Raw genomic sequence first — 16,701 nt, forward strand, 5'->3', positions numbered from 1 at the left:
CCAGCATCGGCAATAACAGCCTGCATCCCGTACTCGCAGGCCCCAGTCTGTACACAGCGTGGCAGCCCGTGCAAACGGTATAATTATCAGGTACATGTGTACCACAAAATCCACATTTCATTTCCAGACCTACTCCTTGTGAAAGTCCGGCAAGGATACATCAATGAAGTATGGTACTGAGATGCTCTTTGAGTAACTTTAGGCGCCAGCTTCCTAAATAAATGAATCATGCATTCGGGCAGGCTGCACTCCGCTTTTTTGCTTCGTGCGCCCGACCGCGCAGATGGTCTATAATTCCTGCCGCAATTAAATCAATAAAAGGAAGATATGATGAAAACAGGACTGATTTCACTGGGTTTACTGGCAACCCTGCTTACAGGTTGCGATGCTGGCGCACAGAGCCTTGAATGGTATAAGGCGCACGATAAGGAACGTAACGCAAAAGTTGAAGAGTGCAAAAAAGCGTCCTACCCACGCAGCACCGAGGACTGCCGGAATGCGATAGATGCTTCTGTTCGCGCTGACGACAATATTACAGAGAGTAAACCTAAAGAGTGGACTCCTGATGGTTCCAATAGTTAGCTGAGAATGAGCCCGCCGTCAGGCGGTTTTTTTATGCCCTTTCCCGCACAATTAGCATTGCACTACTAAATGGCAACATTTAACTTTATCATCAGTTGGTCCTACTATATTTGCACATAAAGAATGGAGTTCTCATGTCATATAGCTGCTACTTTCTTCTCAACCGTCGGGAAATGGCGAGCCTCAACTGCCCCGGCATTGGTACTTTTCCAGCCTTCTCAGGTCAAAAAGAAGGCCGGAACAATCCAGAAAAAACTAACGTACCTGATATAGGGCCGATTGTTCGTGGCCGCTATTTTATCGTTGAGCGGCCTACAGGAGGACGGTTAGGGCCGTTCAAAGAACGTTTGCTGAAAGATATCTATGGAACTGATCGCTCAACGTGGTTTGGGCTCTTTCGTGACGATGGGAAAATTGATGACTACACGTTTGTTCAGGGAGTTAAGCGTGGTAATTTCCGTCTGCACCCTATTGGGCCATTAGGGCTGAGTGAAGGCTGCATTACTCTTCAACACCCAATTCAGTTCAATTACATGCGTGACATGTTCCTGAAATCCGGCCCGACGTTGAACATTCCGGGTAGCCAGCTCAAAGCCTATGGAACGATAAAGGTATACTAACGATGCGCATTATTTTACTGGCTTTATTGTTTGTTCTATGTGCGATAGCAATCTCAAAGGCTATTGCTGTCATAGTACCGGTTACATTCTTCTATGTCATCGCCGGTATTTTCAATATCAGTGGCGATGAAGCAACCATCGACTTTGTACTTACAGCCAATATCATTCTTTCTGTCATTATGTCTTTTGTACTGGTATGGGTGCTGAAAGGTTTGTTCAGAAAACGTTGAGCATGGCTGTATGAGTATCACTGATTAGAAAAGTGACTCTGCTACCAGGATATTCAATGAGTTGAGTAACGTGTTTGTGACCAAACACTCTCATTTACCTTCAAAGCGCTCCAGAGAAAGGGAGATTACGTTAAGAATGAAGCGCTTAGAAGCGTCAGAGAAACATCTGGCACAAAAAATGAAGGTAGTGAGTGAAGAAAAGCGAAGAAGGACAGTCAGAGTGGCGTGCGAAATCGCTTTTCAAATCTGTCCGGTAGACCTGCCTTTCGTGGACGAATCACTCAGGCAACTGCTATCAGGATATCAGTTATCGATCGAGCAGGTTTCAAAACTGGAATGGCTGGTCGCACAGTTAGATGAAGAATATTTTAACCTGCAGGATATTCAGAACGAAGATATGGAATTAAATTCCCAGGCTTTGCATTTTTTTAGCCAGGCACGTGCAGTATCTGCTCTTGCTTGCGCCGGGAGAGAGGATTCAATTGAGTCAGCAACCGAAGCAATATATGAAGCAGCCTCAGCCATTGAGGATGGATTGATTTTGAATGCAGTTTTTGCGGTTCTGTCAGAGATTTAATCGACAGCTATATCATGGTTCTGCAAGGTCCGCTCCTCGCTCAAAGCGGAATGACATGCCTCAACAGCTTACCACTGCTTTACCAGGCTGGATTACGTCGCATGAACTCATTTCGGGTAATGTCGTCAGCAGGCAAGCTGCGCAGCGGTGCGACAGCAGAATTTAATAGTGACAATATACTAATGCGATTTAATAACAGGCAGGATTAGGCCGGCGAACCGGCCTGAGGCATTATCAGATGGCGCAATAAACGCGCGCTTCACGTGGCGTGTAGATACCAAACGTCACCACGCTCAGTAAGCCATTAACAAACGTCTGCTGCACTTCAACCCGACTAACTTTTTCCGGGCCGCCGCACACCTGCGCCGCATCAATGCTCTTACGCTGACCGATACCTGAAACAAAGAACGGCTGGCTGGTGGTTTTCGTCGCCGCGCCAACCTGATTCTGTTTCATTACGAAAGTCTGCTGCGCACAGCCGGTTAAACTCAATGCCAACAATGCCGCAACACAAAGCTTGTTCATAAATATCCTTATCAACTGAAATGAAAAAATAAATGCTGAGTGAAATCGTCACTCAGCCAGCAATCAGGTTATCGACAACGAAAGCGAAAACATGAGAAAGATTTTTAAGTACGCCTGACGGATACGTTTTGCTGAATAGTACAGCAATAAAAAAAGCCTCTGCACAGCAGGAGCTTTTTATGTTTACCGCAGCGTTTCCGCTTAGTGAGTCAAATCGTCGAAGAACTCTTTGACGCCATCGAGAAAGCTTTTTGAATGCAGACTGTCCTTCTCGCCCGCCACACCACCAAAGCTCTATTCCAGCTCACGCAGCAGCAAATTATGCTTCTCGCTCATAGCGGACCCTGGCCTGCCGTCAGTCCGCTCTGTGGCAGAAGCGGACATTGCTTACGTCGTGATAGCGTGATTTATGTGGAGAAGTAAGCGAAAGTAATGCCTTCAGGTAAAAAGGAGTGTCGGATGAACTTAGAAACTGCGCGTTTAAGGCTTGAGCCCTATCATGACTCACACTATGAAGGCTTAAGGGTAATGGAAAACGATTCCGGCGTGATGCGGTATATCAGCAACGGCATTGTTAAAACACCAGAAGAGACCTGGGAAAGTATCAGGCGTGTTCAGGCCAGATGGCAGAAATATGGATTTTCGTGGTGGGCTATTATAGAGAAGGCTTCCGGGGCCGTGGTTGGGGCAGCATGCCTCCAGTACCTGGCAAACGTTGAAGGTGCCCCCTTAGAGATTGGCTGGCGGCTCGTCCCGGAACACAATGGCAAAGGCTATGCAACAGAAGCGGCTAAAGCGATTATTGATTTCGCAGCAGAGCAGATAGGCGCGACGTATTTAGTGGCTGTTGCCGACCCTGAAAATGCGGCTTCTCAACGAGTGATGCAGCGATTAGGCATGACTTACAAAGCAATCGAACAGCATTATGATGTGCCTTGCGTAGTTTATGAACTTAGCATTCAGCCCGCTCAATCATAATGAGTATATGAACACAGGGTCCGCTTTGTGCCAGAAGCGGACACATACAGCCTGCCCAACGCTATCTCGTGCTGATAGCAAGTTTAGCCGCGAAGCATAAAAACAAGCCGCCTGTTGCTCTGTCCATGACTCTGACAACGCGACTTTTCTTCAATATGCCTGACGCAAAATGCGTGGATAAAATAAGGGTGACTGCCCACAGAGTTCCCATTGCAACGTGGATGCTGACAAGGATAAAAGTCCATATTAAAGGAGAGTGACCGGCAGGGATAAACTGCGGCAAAAAAGAGACATAGAAAATGCCCACTTTGGGATTGAGCACATTCCCCAGCATTCCCCTGATAAACCAGTTTCCCTGAGAACCATTATTCTCATCGCCATCACTGAACGATGATCGGGGACGTATCAGCAGTTGTAAACCCAGCCAGCTCAGGTAGACCGCGCCACACACTTTAAGCACCGTGTAAGCCATCTCTGAAACCGCCAGCAGAGCACCGAGGCCTAACGCGACCAGCGCGCCCCATATAAAACAGCCAGCATCAATGCCAAGCGCAGCGTGAAAAGCTTTTTTGCCGCCCTCAGCACACGCGGTGCGCAGAATAAGGGCCGTATCGAGGCCGGGAGTCAGGGTAAGTAACAGTGCAGCTAGAGAGAATGCGAGGAGGGAATCGTTAACAGTCATTTTCTATCTCCGAAAGAGCAGATGCTAATCATTTAGCGCCCTTCGATCAATCCATCAAGGTGTACTTTTTAAAACGGCTGCTTTTGACCATAAGAAGATTTGAATCATTCTAAATTCTGTCTACCCTCTGCCGAATTTATCGGCCGAGGGTTATAACTGCTCACGCCTGGTAATATCGCCTTTACAACAAGTTTACCCGTCCAGAAGCTCCTGATTCTTGCCTGATGCCCGATGTTTTCACCCCAGCCTGGGTTAATCTATTCGCCCGCGCATGAGGTAAATCACCTCTGCAAAATCGTAACCTGCCTCCAGGCCGCGGAATGAAGCCAGCCTTTTCACCCCATCAACCGATATCAGGGCATTATCTGCCACAGACATCTGCGATTTGTGCTGTTCCAGCATGGCGATTTTTGCCGGCAGATGACGGCTGATGTTGATATAAATCGCGCCGCGCGAACTATCCCAGGAAGAGGAATTTCCCCAGCCTGCTGGCGGATATTCATAGGCGGCTATCAGTCGCAGCGGATTACCTGGCTTTGTCGGACGAGTGGCGGCTACGCAGCATCCATATACCCACTGATGCTCCTGATGAAAAGAGGGAACCGGCATCATTATCAGCTCGGGCTGTATCTCATCTATCAACCTATCGAGCTGGCTAATGCACGATGACTGGTCAGATGAAGCAAGATCAAAACTTTCCCCTTCTTTCACATAATTCAGTACTGAGTACTTTGCCCCTGCGGTTTCCATGGCAGCGTCAAGCTCCTGATGACGCTGCGAGGCGGAAACGTAGTGCTTGCCGCGCAGATGGGTTTCGCCTTTCAGCACTACCACAGCAATATGAACCTCAATGCCAGCCTCGGTTGCCCGAGCGATACTGCCGCCCAACCCAAGCTCTGCATCATCGGCATGCGGACTGATAATGAGCCAGCGCTGGCAGGAGAAAAGTTTTTCCATGCTCAGTTAACTCCTTTCATGCCCGCAACTACGCCAAAAGTCTTCATAAAAATGAACATGTCCATACGTGCCTGACGGCGGCGGCTGTAATAACGATCAATCGCAACCCGGCGCTGATAAGGCAGATCGTCACGTCCTGATACCTGCCAGAGACCCGTAATACCAGGCTTTACCGAGCAGTAGTGGCGATAGCTACGGCCATACTTATCTTTTTCGTAAGCCGCGATAGGGCGTGGGCCGATAACGGACATGTCGCCCAAAAGGACATTTATAAACTGGGGAAGCTCATCAATGCTGGTTTTTCGGATAAAGGCACCAAAACGGGTGACACGCGGATCGTTTTTTACCACGCTATAAATCTGTAGCTCATGGCGGATACGCGCCTGTTCGCTTTCTGAGACCCGGTCCATTGGCAGCATTGATGTAAATTTGATGCAATGAAATATCTGTCCGTTCTGTCCCATTCTGGGATGACGGAACAGCGGGTTCATTCCGGTCAGAAACAAAATCAGTCCGGTGAACAGCATCACTGGCATAAGAAGCAAAAGGCAGAAGCCAGCAACAAGAATATCGAAGAATCGCTTTTTTCCCGTCATGGGGGTCTCTTTAATAAGAAGGTTTGCATAACAGAAGCAAACACATTGAAATCTTAAGACACAGATTGAAATTATAACTAACATATGTAAAGAGGTCAGTGCCTTACTGACTTCGCCTAAGTTAAATTAATGTTGTTAATCATGATGTTAAAGCAGATCGCTACAGTATTTTTCAGAGTTTACTCAGATTGGATTTTTGCAGCAGGATTTCAGCAAATTGTTGTTTAAAAACCTTTTGATGGATTTCTAAGTGAACAACTCACAACCGAGTTCAACAATGAAGTTAATAAAAAATCAAGCTGCCTCAACATTACGTTGAACGCCAGATGCTCGGTCATAATGAAGATCACCCAGCACACTTCCGCCTGATACCTCAGAACCCTCTTCGCCTGAAAAAAAGGGTTCTCCCGCAACACGTTCTGCCTTTCACACACCTCATAACATTCGGCCAGTGCCGCCTCGTTTACATCATGTCACTTTTGATACCAGGAAAAATCTCAGGGAAATTTAAAAAAACGCTGCGGCCTGCCGATAACCTCAGGTATCGACACTCTGTACGCAGGAAACAATATCCATGTCACCACCCGACACCCATAGTAAACATCAGGAAATTGGCGAAATCACGGCGCGTGCTGGCTACATCCTGCGGCAGCTTCGCGACAGTCTGCAACAGCTGGGGCTGGATAAAACCATTGCCGATGTGGCGGGAAGTATCCCGAATGCCCGTGAAAGGCTGGGTTATGTCGTCACAATGACCCACGACGCAGCAGAGGGCGTTATCAACAGCGTGGAAATGACGCAGCCTCTGCAAACGGAGCTGGGAGAAAAAGCGGAGAAACTCACGCAACGCTGGGATGCCACTTCCGGTTCGCCGTTAGACAAAGAACAGACCCAGGCACTAGCCTCAGATACCGTTGCCTTGCTGAATGACGTCCCCCGTGTGACAGGTCTGACACAACAGCAGTTGCATGCGATCATGATGTCACAGGGCTTCCAGGATCTCACTGGGCAGATTGTGCAGGCTATGATGGCCGTGCTGAATCAGGCTGAGCAGCAACTGATCCAGGTCATCCGTGATAACACCGGCTCACATGTCACAGCCGATCGCACTGCGCCGTCTAAACCCGCAGCTGCATCAGAAACCCCTGCCAGTCAGGATGATGTGGACGACCTGCTGGCCAGTCTGGGCATGTAAGGCGACGGGAAGAAAAGCCAGGTAAGCACTCATGATTAATAAGAATTGAGTCTGCGCCGGGGGAACCCGCAAACATTTTATTAAATGTCCGCTTTATGTCAGAAGCGGACCTTGCTATTAACTGTGATTTAATCACTTAGCGCAGACCAGCTAAATACACTGCTCATTTTCTGAACATTCCTCCACGCCTGCCGATAATAAATCAGCGGTACCTCACCAGGTTTCTTTCCGCAGAATTCTTTCTGATAAATAAAAAAATAGTTTCATGATAAGTAAGGGTAAATATGTTTCCTGCACGTATTGCTACAAAAATGACATTGGGTGGTGTCCTGCTGTTAGGCGTGACTATCGCAATTGTCTGTCTTGTACTGTTGTTACGTGGGCAACCACGCATTATTGAAGCCAGCAATAAATTAATTGAGCAAGCCGGTGGAAACCTGGTCAGCAAGCTGGATCAGCAGCTGGCGGGAATTCAGGGAGAGGCAGTCAGTATGGCGCGTCTGGCAGAAGTTCTGCCACACGATGTTTCGCTGTGGCAAAACAGTTTCCCACAAATGATTGACAGTAACGGTAACCATACTATCGCCGGTGGCGGCATCTGGCCTGAGCCGGAGGCTTATGTTGCAGGCACTGCACGGCGCAGCTTTTTCTGGGCGCGTGAAGAGAGCGGCAAACTGGCTTACTCCGACGGATATAACCAGCCCGCGACCGGCGATTACCACCAGGAAAGCTGGTATACCCAGGCACGCAATGCGCCACGCGATCGCTGTACCTGGTCTGATGTTTATCAGGATCCGGTTTCAGGCGTCAAAATGGTGACCTGTAGCGTACCCTACTATGTCGGCGACCGTTTCGCGGGCGTCGCTACACTGGATGTTATGCTGAATAACCTGGCACAGTTTGTAAAAACCCAGGGCAATGTGACGGGTGGTTATGCCTTTGCAGCAGACAAAACGGGTACGCTGCTCTACTTTCCTGGCGTGGATAACAAGGTGCTGAATACCTTGTCCACAGTTGCCGAGAAAGACATCTGGCTGCAGCCGGTTGTGTCGCAATTAAAAAGCCTCGGGCCTGATGCGACCCTGGCCAGACTCGACCGTATTGATGATTCACACCTGAATCAATCCGCACAGTTTACTCTGTTCCGCATGCCGGGAACCGGCTGGATCATAGGTCTGGTTACGCCGGAGAAAGTAGTCAGTGGCATGGCCCGCACGATCATGTGGGATATTTTCATATTCCTTGTTCCTGCCATGATTATTCTGCTGATTCTTACGTGGTGGTTTACCCAGCGTATTGGCCAGCGCCTGCGTCATACCTATGATGCCCTGAATGAGATTGCGACAGGCGATGGTGATTTAACGCGCCGCCTTGAGCGTACTGGCCGCGACGAACTTGCCGATATTGCCGGAGCTTTCAACATTTTCGTTGACAAGATTGCGGGTGTCATCACCCGTGTACAAAGCAGTAGCGAAACAGTAGCGATCAATGCATCAGGTCTGGCCCGCAGCAATCAGTTATTTTCAGACAAGATTGCAGAGCAGGCGGCCGCGCTTGAACAGAGTGCTGCCGCTATGGAAGAGCTGAACGCAACAGTACAGCAGAATGCTGAAAACTCCCGGCTGGCTGATACGGTCGCGGAAAACACATCACAGATAGCACAGACCAGTTCAGGAACAATGGATGAAATGATGCACACCATGGAAGCCATCCAGAACTCCTCAAAACGCGTAGCTGAAATCCTGGGACTCATCGACAGCATTGCTTTCCAGACCAATATTCTGGCGCTGAATGCCGCTGTTGAGGCCGCCCGGGCAGGTGAGCAAGGCAGAGGATTTGCCGTCGTCGCTGCAGAAGTTCGTGCCCTGGCGCAGCGCAGTGCAAGTGCCGCGCAGGAAATTAAAGTGCTCATTTCCGATTCCGACAGTACTGTGATTGCTGGCAGCAAGCTGGTGAAAGGCGCTGGCGAGCAATTGAACCAACTGGTTAACGATGTGCATCGCGTCAGGCAGGTTGTGGGGGAAATGCGGGTCGCCGGTGACGAGCAGAGTAAAGGTATTTCTGAAATGACGCTGGCTGTCTCACAGATGGAGCGCGGTATTCAGCAAAACCTGTCGCTGATTAATCAGACCGCCGAAAACACTCAGGTTCTGCGTGACGAGGCGGCGCAACTCGCACAGGAAATATCCGTATTTAAAGTGGTTAACGGATAGCGCAAAGAGCAGTCTGTATCAAAGAGCGTATCGGTGATCAGGGTTTGACGGCGATGCGCTCGTAAACAGATCTCTCGTTACTGCCCGGCCCGGTTATCTGGCGCCGGGCGATTCAGGAACCTTTGATCCCTGCTGCACGTAAAAGCACCCTGTTCCGGTGTTCTGAAGCATTTACCTTCAAAGCATTTCCCCAGCCTCTCCACTCATTAGCATTCGTTCATCCTTCCGTCCTCTTTCTCATCCACTTTCAGCTATGCATTCGCTGAGATCTCATATCAACCATTGAAGCCACCAAAAAAATTAACCTGACAACTGTTAGACAGATATTGACGCGTGTCGATTTGCCCGCTAAGGTTTACCTAACTAACGTTAGTTAGACGATTCAACCACCCACCTAAAGGATCGACCATGACTACTAAACTCCAGCTTTTCACATCACCTTCGGCCTTTCCTAATCCCCAGCGCCTGCGGCTTTTCATGCACGAAAAGGGCATCGCTGATCAGTTTGCCGAGACCATCTATGACATGTCCCCAGGAGGAGAACAGCGCAGCTGGCGTCATTTGAATATGAATCCGTGGGGCGAAACGCCTACCCTGCAACTGGCTGACGGGAGTTACATTTCAGAAACGGCTGCCATCGTTCGCTATCTTGATCAGGCGTATCCGGGGCGCAGGATCATGGGAGAGACTGCACTGGAACAGGGTCTGGATAATATGTGGGATAACCGGGTGTGGGTGCATATCCTGTACCGCATCGTGACAGCCTTCCACGTTTTACATACCGGGCTGGGCTTTAAGCTGGAATTGACCAAAAATGAGGCATGGGGCGAACACTGCCGTAAGGAAGCTTTGGCTCACGCCGCGCTGGTCAATCGTCATCTGTCAGACGGCCGCGAATGGCTGCTCGGCGGCGATGCCCCGACCTTCTCAGATATTACGCTGGCAACCGCGATCGCCTTCTCAAAATTCCCGGTCAACGCCACTCCACTGGACGAGCGTTTTGAGTTCTTAGATGCGTACTGGCAGCGCTGGACAAAACGTCCTGCCTTCCAGGCGGCCTACGCCGATCGCAACAGCGGCATTCCTGAGCTGGATTCGCCAGCCAGCGAATAGCCTCTCAATGGACACTCCGGTACGCCGGGATCGTTATCCGCTGACTTTCCCGGAGACCAGAGGGTTCATGACAGGGTCGGCTGTCGATTGAGCCATGTCTGCCTGAGCATGCTGGATGCATTGAACTCACTGTTCTCCCTGACAATCGACCTGTCACCCGGTAAGCGTTTGCTGTAAATTAGCGTTCCCTGTTTAAGAGATCATCCCAATACCAAAGGCATTAAGATGAGCGTCAACTCCAAAGAAGCCATTTTGCTGGCGGCCAGGAAAATTGCCCAATCGCAGGGCTACCACGGTTTGAATTTCCGCGACCTTGCGCAGGAAGTGGGAATCAAAGCGGCGAGTATTTACTACTATTTTCCAGGCAAAGCCGAATTGGGTATTGCCGTTGCCAGACGATACTGGGAGGACGGTGTGCTCGCACTCGAGATGATCGAATCAGAAAGCCCATCCCCCATTGATGCGCTGCGTCGTTTTCCTGAAATCTTCCGACGATCACTTGAGGCCGACAATTGTCTCTGCCTTGGCAGTTTCCTGGGCGCTGAAAAAGACACCTTACCCGATGAATTAAATGCAGAAATACAGAAGTTTTCTGATGTGAACATTACCTGGCTGAACAAGCTTCTGGTGGCTGCGAAAGTGTGCGAATCAAATGAGAGTGAATCCAGAGCGCGTGCCATTTTCACGGCGATTGCCGGTGCCCAGCTTATTGCCAGAAGTCGCTCGGATATCTCGCTTTTCGATTCACTGGTGGATTCATACCGCGCTTTCGGACCCCTGCCAGCATAGCGCGACGCGATTCAGCGATTGGGCGCCTTTCTGCATACGCGCCCAATGCGGAGCGGCGAACGGTAGCGAGCGTATGTGCTTTTCTACTCAGGAATCCACCCCTTTGGATCGATGCGCGACGGGCCAGGGTAAATGGTTTACGCCATATCATCACCTGCGATAAAGGGGTGGAGCTTCTTGTCTGGAAAGGGCTTACTTCAACGATTCAGGCAGCGTAACAATCCACAATTCACTGTCCGACTCCGGTTTCTTCAGTGGCTTCAGGCCGATAGTCGTGGCAACCGGCTTATCATCAACCGTAAGCGTCCCCTGCTCCGTTACCCGATAATCCTTGCGCTTCTTACCTTCCACCGGATTTTGCATGACCGTTTTCACGCCAAAGTCATTGTCATTGGTGATCGCCAGCGTTTTGTTGTCGATCAGCGCCAGTCCTTCGGCCTTCTCCTGCTGCCAGCCGAGCTGACGTAAATCGACCACCAGCTTTTTAGCGGCGAATTTAATGCCGCGCTTCACCAGCGCTTTCTCGTCGTCAAACTCCGGATAGTCGCCAGATTTATCAAATGCTGAAAGCTCGGTAGCCGGGCTGAGATCAACCTTATAGACAAGGTTGCGTTGCGCATCGTTTTTATCGGTGCCCTGTTCTATCAGCAGGATATGCTGATTGTCGATCGCCACGATATCGCCAATTTTTGCGTCACTGTTTTTACTGTAAGCCTCGCTGTCGATAGGGTAACCATACATTGCGGTTTTCCCGGTCGCCGGATCGAAGCTCACCAGGCGGGTAAAGCGCGCCTGCTTCTTACTTTTACCGTCGATATCCAGCGTGCTCTGCACTGCAGCGATGATACGCCCATCCGGCATACGGGTGATCCCCTCAAAGCCGCGATTTGGCTGACGCCATTTGAGAATATTCGGCAGACCGCCCGCGATGGATTTCTCCCCCTCTGCTGCCTGAGGCCCATGCATCGCCAGGATTTTACCGCGCTCATCAACGTTAATCAGGAACGGGCCATACTCATCGCACAGCCAGTATCCGCCCTTCCCATCCGGCGTAATGCCTTCGGTATCCAGACCGCGGTTATCGCCGTGCAGCACTTTCAGCGTATCGCTTAGCGCGATTTCATTGGTCGATCCGATGACGCCATCCTGCAACGGCAATCCGTTAACGTTGCCCTTGTTATCATGCAATGGTCGGGCATCCGTGGCCTCCGCTTTGCCGTTCTGCACCCGAATGTTCATCAGCATGGGAGCGAAATCTGGCGTAACGAAAATTTTTGATTCTTTCTTACCCACATCAGGCGAGTCTGCATTCGGTCCGCGATCGGTGACGGTCACGAAGGTCAGCGCATCCCCCTGCTTGCTGGTAAACAGCAAACCGGAACCGATCCCCATCGGCAAACCATGAGGAAACGCGCTGGCGAACGCTCCGTTGTAGCTCACGCGCGTCCCTTCGGGAAAACTGACGATGTAGTGTTCGACCTTCGGCTGTGCCGCTAACGTTGATAAAGAGAGCGAACAACCGATAACCAGAGAAATCGCTTTTATTTTCATATTTTTATATCCATGAAGGAAAGCTGTGAGCCTAAAGAATAAAAATGACAGAAAAATGAAATCACCGGGAAACATGGGCTGTTAACAGGTTGATTATTCCACCGTTACAAGAGTGGGATAAAACTGTTCGTGGACAGCGGTCAGCTGGTCGCCACATCCGCCGCGTCCCTGTCGTGGGAGTATCGCTACACACTGAACGTGGTGATCACCGACTTCACCGGCGACCAGAATCTGCTGATGGCCCCGGTGCTTTTGTGGCTGCGGGAAAACCAGCCCGACGCGCTGCAGAACAGCGAGGCGCGAGAAAAGCTGTTTTCGTTTGAGGTCGATATTCTGGCAAATGACCGCTGTAACATCAGCATGGACCTGAAGCTGACCGAGCGCGTGATAGCGACGGTTGAGAACGGCAAGGCACATATCGAAGCGGTGCTGGAGCCGCGCCGGAGGAATTCTGGACGGTGAAGCATGGCTGAACTGCATGAAGTTGATGCCTGGCTGGCTGCGCTGCTGTCACAGCTGGAGCCTGCAGCCCGGAAAAAAATGCTGCGGGAGGTGGCCCGCGACGTGCGCCGCATTCAGCAGGCGAACATGACCGCGCAGCGTTCACCGGACGGTACCGCATGGGAGCCGCGCAGGGTTACTGCCCGCACAAAACAGGGTCGGGTTAAACGCAGGATGTTCACAAAGCTTAAAACGTCTAAATATCTGAAAATTAATGCCAGCCCCAGTGAAGCTGAAGTAGCGTTCATACCTTCAGTGCAAAAACTGGCCCGCGTTCATCATTATGGCCTTCGCGATCGAGTCAATAGGAATGGAAGAGAAGTTAAGTATCCAGAACGCCCACTGCTTGGATTAAATAACGAGACTGAAACCATATTGCAAAATGCCCTATTGGATTTTTTAAAAATAAATTAGAAATTAGTCGATAAATAAAAACTGAAATTTTACTTAATTAATTATCATTTAACTTTTTCGCTGTATCGAGAAATGTGATTCCGACTTCATCAGTCAGAAAGGTTAAGGCTTTCATTAAAACTACACTTTCAACTTCAGAGTTGCGCGCCAAAATAAAACATGTTGCTTGCACCAAGCTTAAAGCAGTTGAGTGTGCAGGGTCAACCAACCCATAATTACTTGGGCCAACATTAATAATATTTGGGTCAAACTCGGGTAGGGTTAAGGTTTTTGTTAAAGTTTTAAAGCTAGTGTGAATGTTCTGACTAGCCCTTTTAAAATATATTCTCATATGGTCTAAGCCCACATCTTTTTCCATACTTTGGAATCCGGGGTTATTAATCCCGGGAAAGAAAGGCTCAAGCCAACCATATTGTTTTTCAAAGCCTTTTCCGTATTTTTTTATTACTTCTTTATAATGAAGCGTTAAAACCTCAACTTCTTCAACAGATGGTCCTTTAGCCTGCATTTTATGCTCATATTTTTTATGAATTTTCATTCCGTTGTAAGAGTCTACAACTTCATGTTCAATAAACCTTTGAGCGCATGTTAATCCATGCTTTGATATGAAAGCTAAGGTAACATTTGTTTCATGTAAAGCTCTCCAGCGAGCCTGAGAAGCATCAGCAAAGCCACCTTTCAATAAATATAAAATTTCATTTGCGATTGCACAGCTTTTCGCATGTAGTCTTACCAGTATTTCTAAAAGGAAATCCTCAGCATCACTCTCACTCCGCCTCCTGTTTTTATTGAAGTTCGACCCGGCATCAATGCAAACCTCAATTAATATCTCAAGTTTTTCAAGCCCTGCTCTCCATATTTTCTTATGGTTTTCAAGGAAAATATTATCCTCAATCCCTTTAGAGCGGATGTGCTTTTCTGTATTTTCATAAAAGCTTCCAATCAAAATATTGGCACTAGCGTCAATAAATTCATTAAATTTCCCTACAAATTCTTCTTGGCTGATTTCATCAGGATCAACTTCTAGTTTTAATTTTTCCATAAACAAATTAAACATACTCATAGAGCACCTCTGCTAGATGAATCTTGTGCCATTGATGCCACAAGAGTAACTAAATGACTCATGGAATCAAATAATTCATTTTTGCTGTATGAACGAAAAACTTACCGAAATCATGCGCCTTATCACCAACCTGATCCGCACCGGCATTGTGTCCGAAGTGGATCCGGTGAACTGGCTGTGCCGGATGAAAACGGGCGTTCTCGAAACAAGTGAATTAACTGGCTCACCCTGCGCGCCGATCATACGCGCACACGGTGGCAGTCCACTTTTGTGTAACAGGTTGTGCAGCTGAGCCTGGGCGGCAATATTGAAACCACTTTTGCGCTGCCCGCCATTTATTCTGAAGGCTTCCCGCCGCCCGACTATTCGTAAGGCGGCACCACCACCGTGTTTAAGGATGGCGGCTGGTTTCAGTACGAGCTGGAAACTAGCCAGCTGCTGATAAAGCGTGCGCATTGAAGCGGCTGACGATATTCAGATGATCACTGATTCGCTGGAGATAGATGCCAGCCAGACCCGCATTAACAGTGATACGGTGATACGGTGATAAATGGCAATGTCACCCACGGCGGCGGCTCAATGAGTTTTAACGGCGTGATTGCTGATAAGCACTTACATAGCAAGGTGAAGAACGGCACAGATATGTCAGGAGGCCCGCAATGATGTAACTGGGCATAAACCGCGACACCGGCGAAGCTATTACCGACATCTAACGCATCCGGCAGAACGTGCACGCCATCCTCATGCCCCCCAAAACAGCCGCATCGTCGGGCGTGATTACGGTGCTCTACTCTCGGTGCTGATTGAACGTCCGCAGAACGATGCGATCCGCCTGCAGGTTTTCCAGTTGCCTGCATCGCAGGTTATTGAGATACCGGACTTTGAAGCGCAAAAGCCCGCCTGACTGGCGACCCGGTAATGGATTAACAACCTGTCATACTGATGGTAAAGTTCAGGTCTGTTAACCATCTGAAGAAAGGGATTTGCAGGTATGGATACAACAGAGCAACTGGACGGTACGTATTATTTTAACCAATTGCCAAACCTGACTCCGCAGGAACTGCTGTTCTGGGTGCTGGTTGATGAGACACAAAAACAGCTGGGCGTGCAGGATATCGTGGCCGTTACGGGACTAATTTTAGGCAACAATAATATCGACGTACCGGGGAAACCCAACACGGCAACTCCCGGTACTTCCGTTGCGTCTCTCTTTTTCCGCAAACACCTTTCTTACAAATTCCGGCGCCGCATTCTGCCAACGCTAACCGCCAAATCATTCAGTATGCGTGGGCTGAAGATTTTCTGGGTGAACAACCTGGGCGCATTCGTTGGCAGGGCCGTACCTGTTGTCGGATGGGTGATTCTTGCAAACGATGTTGCACAAATCAGTTTCCGAACCGTCCATCGCTATAACCTGATTGTGCGGCCGGAGGATAAAATCTGGTGAATAATATGACAGTAACCCCTGATGCGGTGCGCGAATTCATTTTGCGTGAACTGCCGCTGGTAACGACGTTCCTGTTAAAGAAAATTGAAGTCGGCGACGATGACATTTTGCAGGAACAGTATGAAGCGGATGATATCGCTGAAATGGCGAAGAAGTTTTTTGATGACTTTGATGTGCAGCCAGCAGGCTTTAATCCTGGCGCTTATTTCCCCTGGAAAACCTCTTCGCTGTTCTCACGAGTCCCCGTAAAACAGAATAAAAAGCCACTGACCATAAGAATGTTTATTGAGTCAGCCCGTGCAGGACGATGGCTTTTTTGATTGATCACAGCGGGTGATAAAGTTGCATGTTGTCGCAGCTGAGCATCTTCAACAATGACGATAGGTGAGACTGGCCGTTTTCAACCAAGCGAACGGCAGCCAGTGAATGAACAGTTGCGGTCTTATCTCCCAGTATTTCAGAAATACGTTCAATGCGGCATCCCTGAAAGTAAACCAGTAAAACCCGCCCGTGGGGATCGAGTTCGCCGAGGACGGGTGGCATGTTCATGCAGCCAAAATAGAGCACAATACTCACGATCACAAGAATGCGACAGATCGCGCAGCGATCACTCTTAACCATTGATTTACGCTGTTATATCCCGGAAAAGATGTTTACATTTGTTCAGC

General features: G+C 49.2%; 19 protein-coding genes and 3 pseudogenes. 14 read left to right on the top strand and 8 right to left on the bottom strand.

Annotation, left to right across the window (positions count from 1 at the left end; genetic code table 11):
* The first annotated feature begins 327 nt into the window (after positions 1-327).
* The 4 genes from ACN1CO_RS16040 to ACN1CO_RS16055 all read left to right on the top strand — a co-directional run bounded on the left by ACN1CO_RS16040 (position 328) and on the right by ACN1CO_RS16055 (position 2,009).
* A complete protein-coding gene (locus ACN1CO_RS16040) occupies positions 328-582 on the top strand; it encodes an EexN family lipoprotein (protein WP_419139800.1) in 255 nt (84 codons plus the stop codon).
* Between the two features lie 134 nt (positions 583-716).
* Positions 717-1,202: a DUF2778 domain-containing protein gene (locus tag ACN1CO_RS16045; RefSeq protein WP_419139801.1), complete on the top strand. Its 486-nt coding sequence runs from the start codon at positions 717-719 to the stop codon at positions 1,200-1,202.
* Between the two features lie 2 nt (positions 1,203-1,204).
* Entirely contained in the window at positions 1,205-1,432 is a 228-nt protein-coding gene (locus tag ACN1CO_RS16050) for a hypothetical protein (RefSeq protein ID WP_419139802.1), read from the top strand.
* Between the two features lie 136 nt (positions 1,433-1,568).
* The gene (locus ACN1CO_RS16055) at positions 1,569-2,009 is read left to right on the top strand and encodes a hypothetical protein (RefSeq protein ID WP_419139803.1); all 441 of its coding nucleotides are present in this window, start codon (positions 1,569-1,571) and stop codon (positions 2,007-2,009) included.
* 234 nt (positions 2,010-2,243) lie between these two features.
* Here ACN1CO_RS16055 and ACN1CO_RS16060 read toward each other — a convergent pair whose 3' ends face one another.
* Both ACN1CO_RS16060 and ACN1CO_RS16065 read right to left on the bottom strand, forming a co-directional pair.
* Positions 2,244-2,534: a Bor family protein gene (locus ACN1CO_RS16060; protein ID WP_136198939.1), complete on the bottom strand. Its 291-nt coding sequence runs from the start codon at positions 2,532-2,534 to the stop codon at positions 2,244-2,246.
* Between the two features lie 201 nt (positions 2,535-2,735).
* Positions 2,736-2,870, bottom strand: a pseudogene (locus ACN1CO_RS16065) (molecular chaperone DnaJ); the annotation flags it as partial.
* Positions 2,871-2,993: 123 nt separating this feature from the next.
* Between ACN1CO_RS16065 and ACN1CO_RS16070 the strand changes: the two are divergent.
* On the top strand, positions 2,994-3,512 hold the full coding sequence (locus tag ACN1CO_RS16070) for a GNAT family N-acetyltransferase (protein WP_419139804.1): 519 nt from the start codon (positions 2,994-2,996) through the stop codon (positions 3,510-3,512).
* A gap of 61 nt (positions 3,513-3,573) precedes the next feature.
* On the opposite strand, the gene ACN1CO_RS16075 is transcribed toward ACN1CO_RS16070, so the two are convergent.
* The 3 genes from ACN1CO_RS16075 to ACN1CO_RS16085 all read right to left on the bottom strand — a co-directional run bounded on the left by ACN1CO_RS16075 (position 3,574) and on the right by ACN1CO_RS16085 (position 5,747).
* Positions 3,574-4,194: a LysE family translocator gene (locus ACN1CO_RS16075; protein WP_419139805.1), complete on the bottom strand. Its 621-nt coding sequence runs from the start codon at positions 4,192-4,194 to the stop codon at positions 3,574-3,576.
* A gap of 252 nt (positions 4,195-4,446) precedes the next feature.
* Positions 4,447-5,151: a PIG-L deacetylase family protein gene (locus tag ACN1CO_RS16080; RefSeq protein WP_419139806.1), complete on the bottom strand. Its 705-nt coding sequence runs from the start codon at positions 5,149-5,151 to the stop codon at positions 4,447-4,449.
* Between the two features lie 2 nt (positions 5,152-5,153).
* Complete coding sequence (locus ACN1CO_RS16085; protein WP_419139807.1) at positions 5,154-5,747, bottom strand: sugar transferase; 594 nt, start codon at positions 5,745-5,747, stop codon at positions 5,154-5,156.
* Between the two features lie 574 nt (positions 5,748-6,321).
* Here ACN1CO_RS16085 and ACN1CO_RS16090 point away from each other — a divergent pair.
* From ACN1CO_RS16090 to ACN1CO_RS16105, 4 genes are all read left to right on the top strand, one after another.
* Positions 6,322-6,942, top strand: a complete 621-nt coding sequence (locus ACN1CO_RS16090) for a protein phosphatase CheZ (protein WP_419139808.1) — start codon at positions 6,322-6,324, stop codon at positions 6,940-6,942.
* Between the two features lie 284 nt (positions 6,943-7,226).
* Complete coding sequence (locus ACN1CO_RS16095; RefSeq protein ID WP_419139809.1) at positions 7,227-9,155, top strand: methyl-accepting chemotaxis protein; 1,929 nt, start codon at positions 7,227-7,229, stop codon at positions 9,153-9,155.
* A 408-nt stretch (positions 9,156-9,563) separates the two neighbouring features.
* On the top strand, positions 9,564-10,268 hold the full coding sequence (locus ACN1CO_RS16100) for a glutathione S-transferase family protein (protein WP_419139810.1): 705 nt from the start codon (positions 9,564-9,566) through the stop codon (positions 10,266-10,268).
* 225 nt (positions 10,269-10,493) lie between these two features.
* Entirely contained in the window at positions 10,494-11,057 is a 564-nt protein-coding gene (locus ACN1CO_RS16105) for a TetR/AcrR family transcriptional regulator (protein WP_419139811.1), read from the top strand.
* A gap of 192 nt (positions 11,058-11,249) precedes the next feature.
* On the opposite strand, the gene ACN1CO_RS16110 is transcribed toward ACN1CO_RS16105, so the two are convergent.
* On the bottom strand, positions 11,250-12,608 hold the full coding sequence (locus ACN1CO_RS16110) for an esterase-like activity of phytase family protein (RefSeq protein ID WP_419139812.1): 1,359 nt from the start codon (positions 12,606-12,608) through the stop codon (positions 11,250-11,252).
* Between the two features lie 117 nt (positions 12,609-12,725).
* Here ACN1CO_RS16110 and ACN1CO_RS16115 point away from each other — a divergent pair.
* Both ACN1CO_RS16115 and ACN1CO_RS16120 read left to right on the top strand, forming a co-directional pair.
* Positions 12,726-13,081, top strand: a pseudogene (locus ACN1CO_RS16115) (phage tail protein).
* On the top strand, positions 13,074-13,523 hold the full coding sequence (locus tag ACN1CO_RS16120; RefSeq protein ID WP_419139813.1) for a phage virion morphogenesis protein: 450 nt from the start codon (positions 13,074-13,076) through the stop codon (positions 13,521-13,523). The pseudogene ACN1CO_RS16115 and the gene ACN1CO_RS16120 overlap by 8 nt, the downstream one beginning before the upstream one ends.
* A 37-nt stretch (positions 13,524-13,560) precedes the next feature.
* Here ACN1CO_RS16120 and ACN1CO_RS16125 read toward each other — a convergent pair whose 3' ends face one another.
* A complete protein-coding gene (locus tag ACN1CO_RS16125; protein WP_419139814.1) occupies positions 13,561-14,586 on the bottom strand; it encodes a DUF5677 domain-containing protein in 1,026 nt (341 codons plus the stop codon).
* Between the two features lie 88 nt (positions 14,587-14,674).
* Between ACN1CO_RS16125 and ACN1CO_RS16130 the strand changes: the two are divergent.
* The 3 genes and pseudogenes from ACN1CO_RS16130 (at position 14,675) to ACN1CO_RS16140 (ending at position 16,353) form a co-directional block, all read left to right on the top strand.
* Positions 14,675-15,249: pseudogene (locus tag ACN1CO_RS16130) on the top strand (phage baseplate assembly protein V).
* A gap of 328 nt (positions 15,250-15,577) precedes the next feature.
* The gene (locus ACN1CO_RS16135; RefSeq protein ID WP_419139815.1) at positions 15,578-16,033 is read left to right on the top strand and encodes an STM2901 family protein; all 456 of its coding nucleotides are present in this window, start codon (positions 15,578-15,580) and stop codon (positions 16,031-16,033) included.
* Positions 16,030-16,353 (top strand): DUF1493 family protein, encoded by a 324-nt coding sequence (locus ACN1CO_RS16140; protein ID WP_419139816.1) that lies wholly within the window; start codon positions 16,030-16,032, stop codon positions 16,351-16,353. The genes ACN1CO_RS16135 and ACN1CO_RS16140 overlap by 4 nt, the downstream gene beginning before the upstream one ends.
* Positions 16,354-16,357: 4 nt before the next feature.
* On the opposite strand, the gene ACN1CO_RS16145 is transcribed toward ACN1CO_RS16140, so the two are convergent.
* Entirely contained in the window at positions 16,358-16,654 is a 297-nt protein-coding gene (locus ACN1CO_RS16145) for a hypothetical protein (protein WP_419139817.1), read from the bottom strand.
* Positions 16,655-16,701 lie beyond the last annotated feature (47 nt).

The organism is Pantoea sp. R13S299 (genome assembly GCF_048515925.1).
In the GTDB taxonomy this organism is placed as follows: Bacteria; Pseudomonadota; Gammaproteobacteria; order Enterobacterales; family Enterobacteriaceae; genus Pantoea.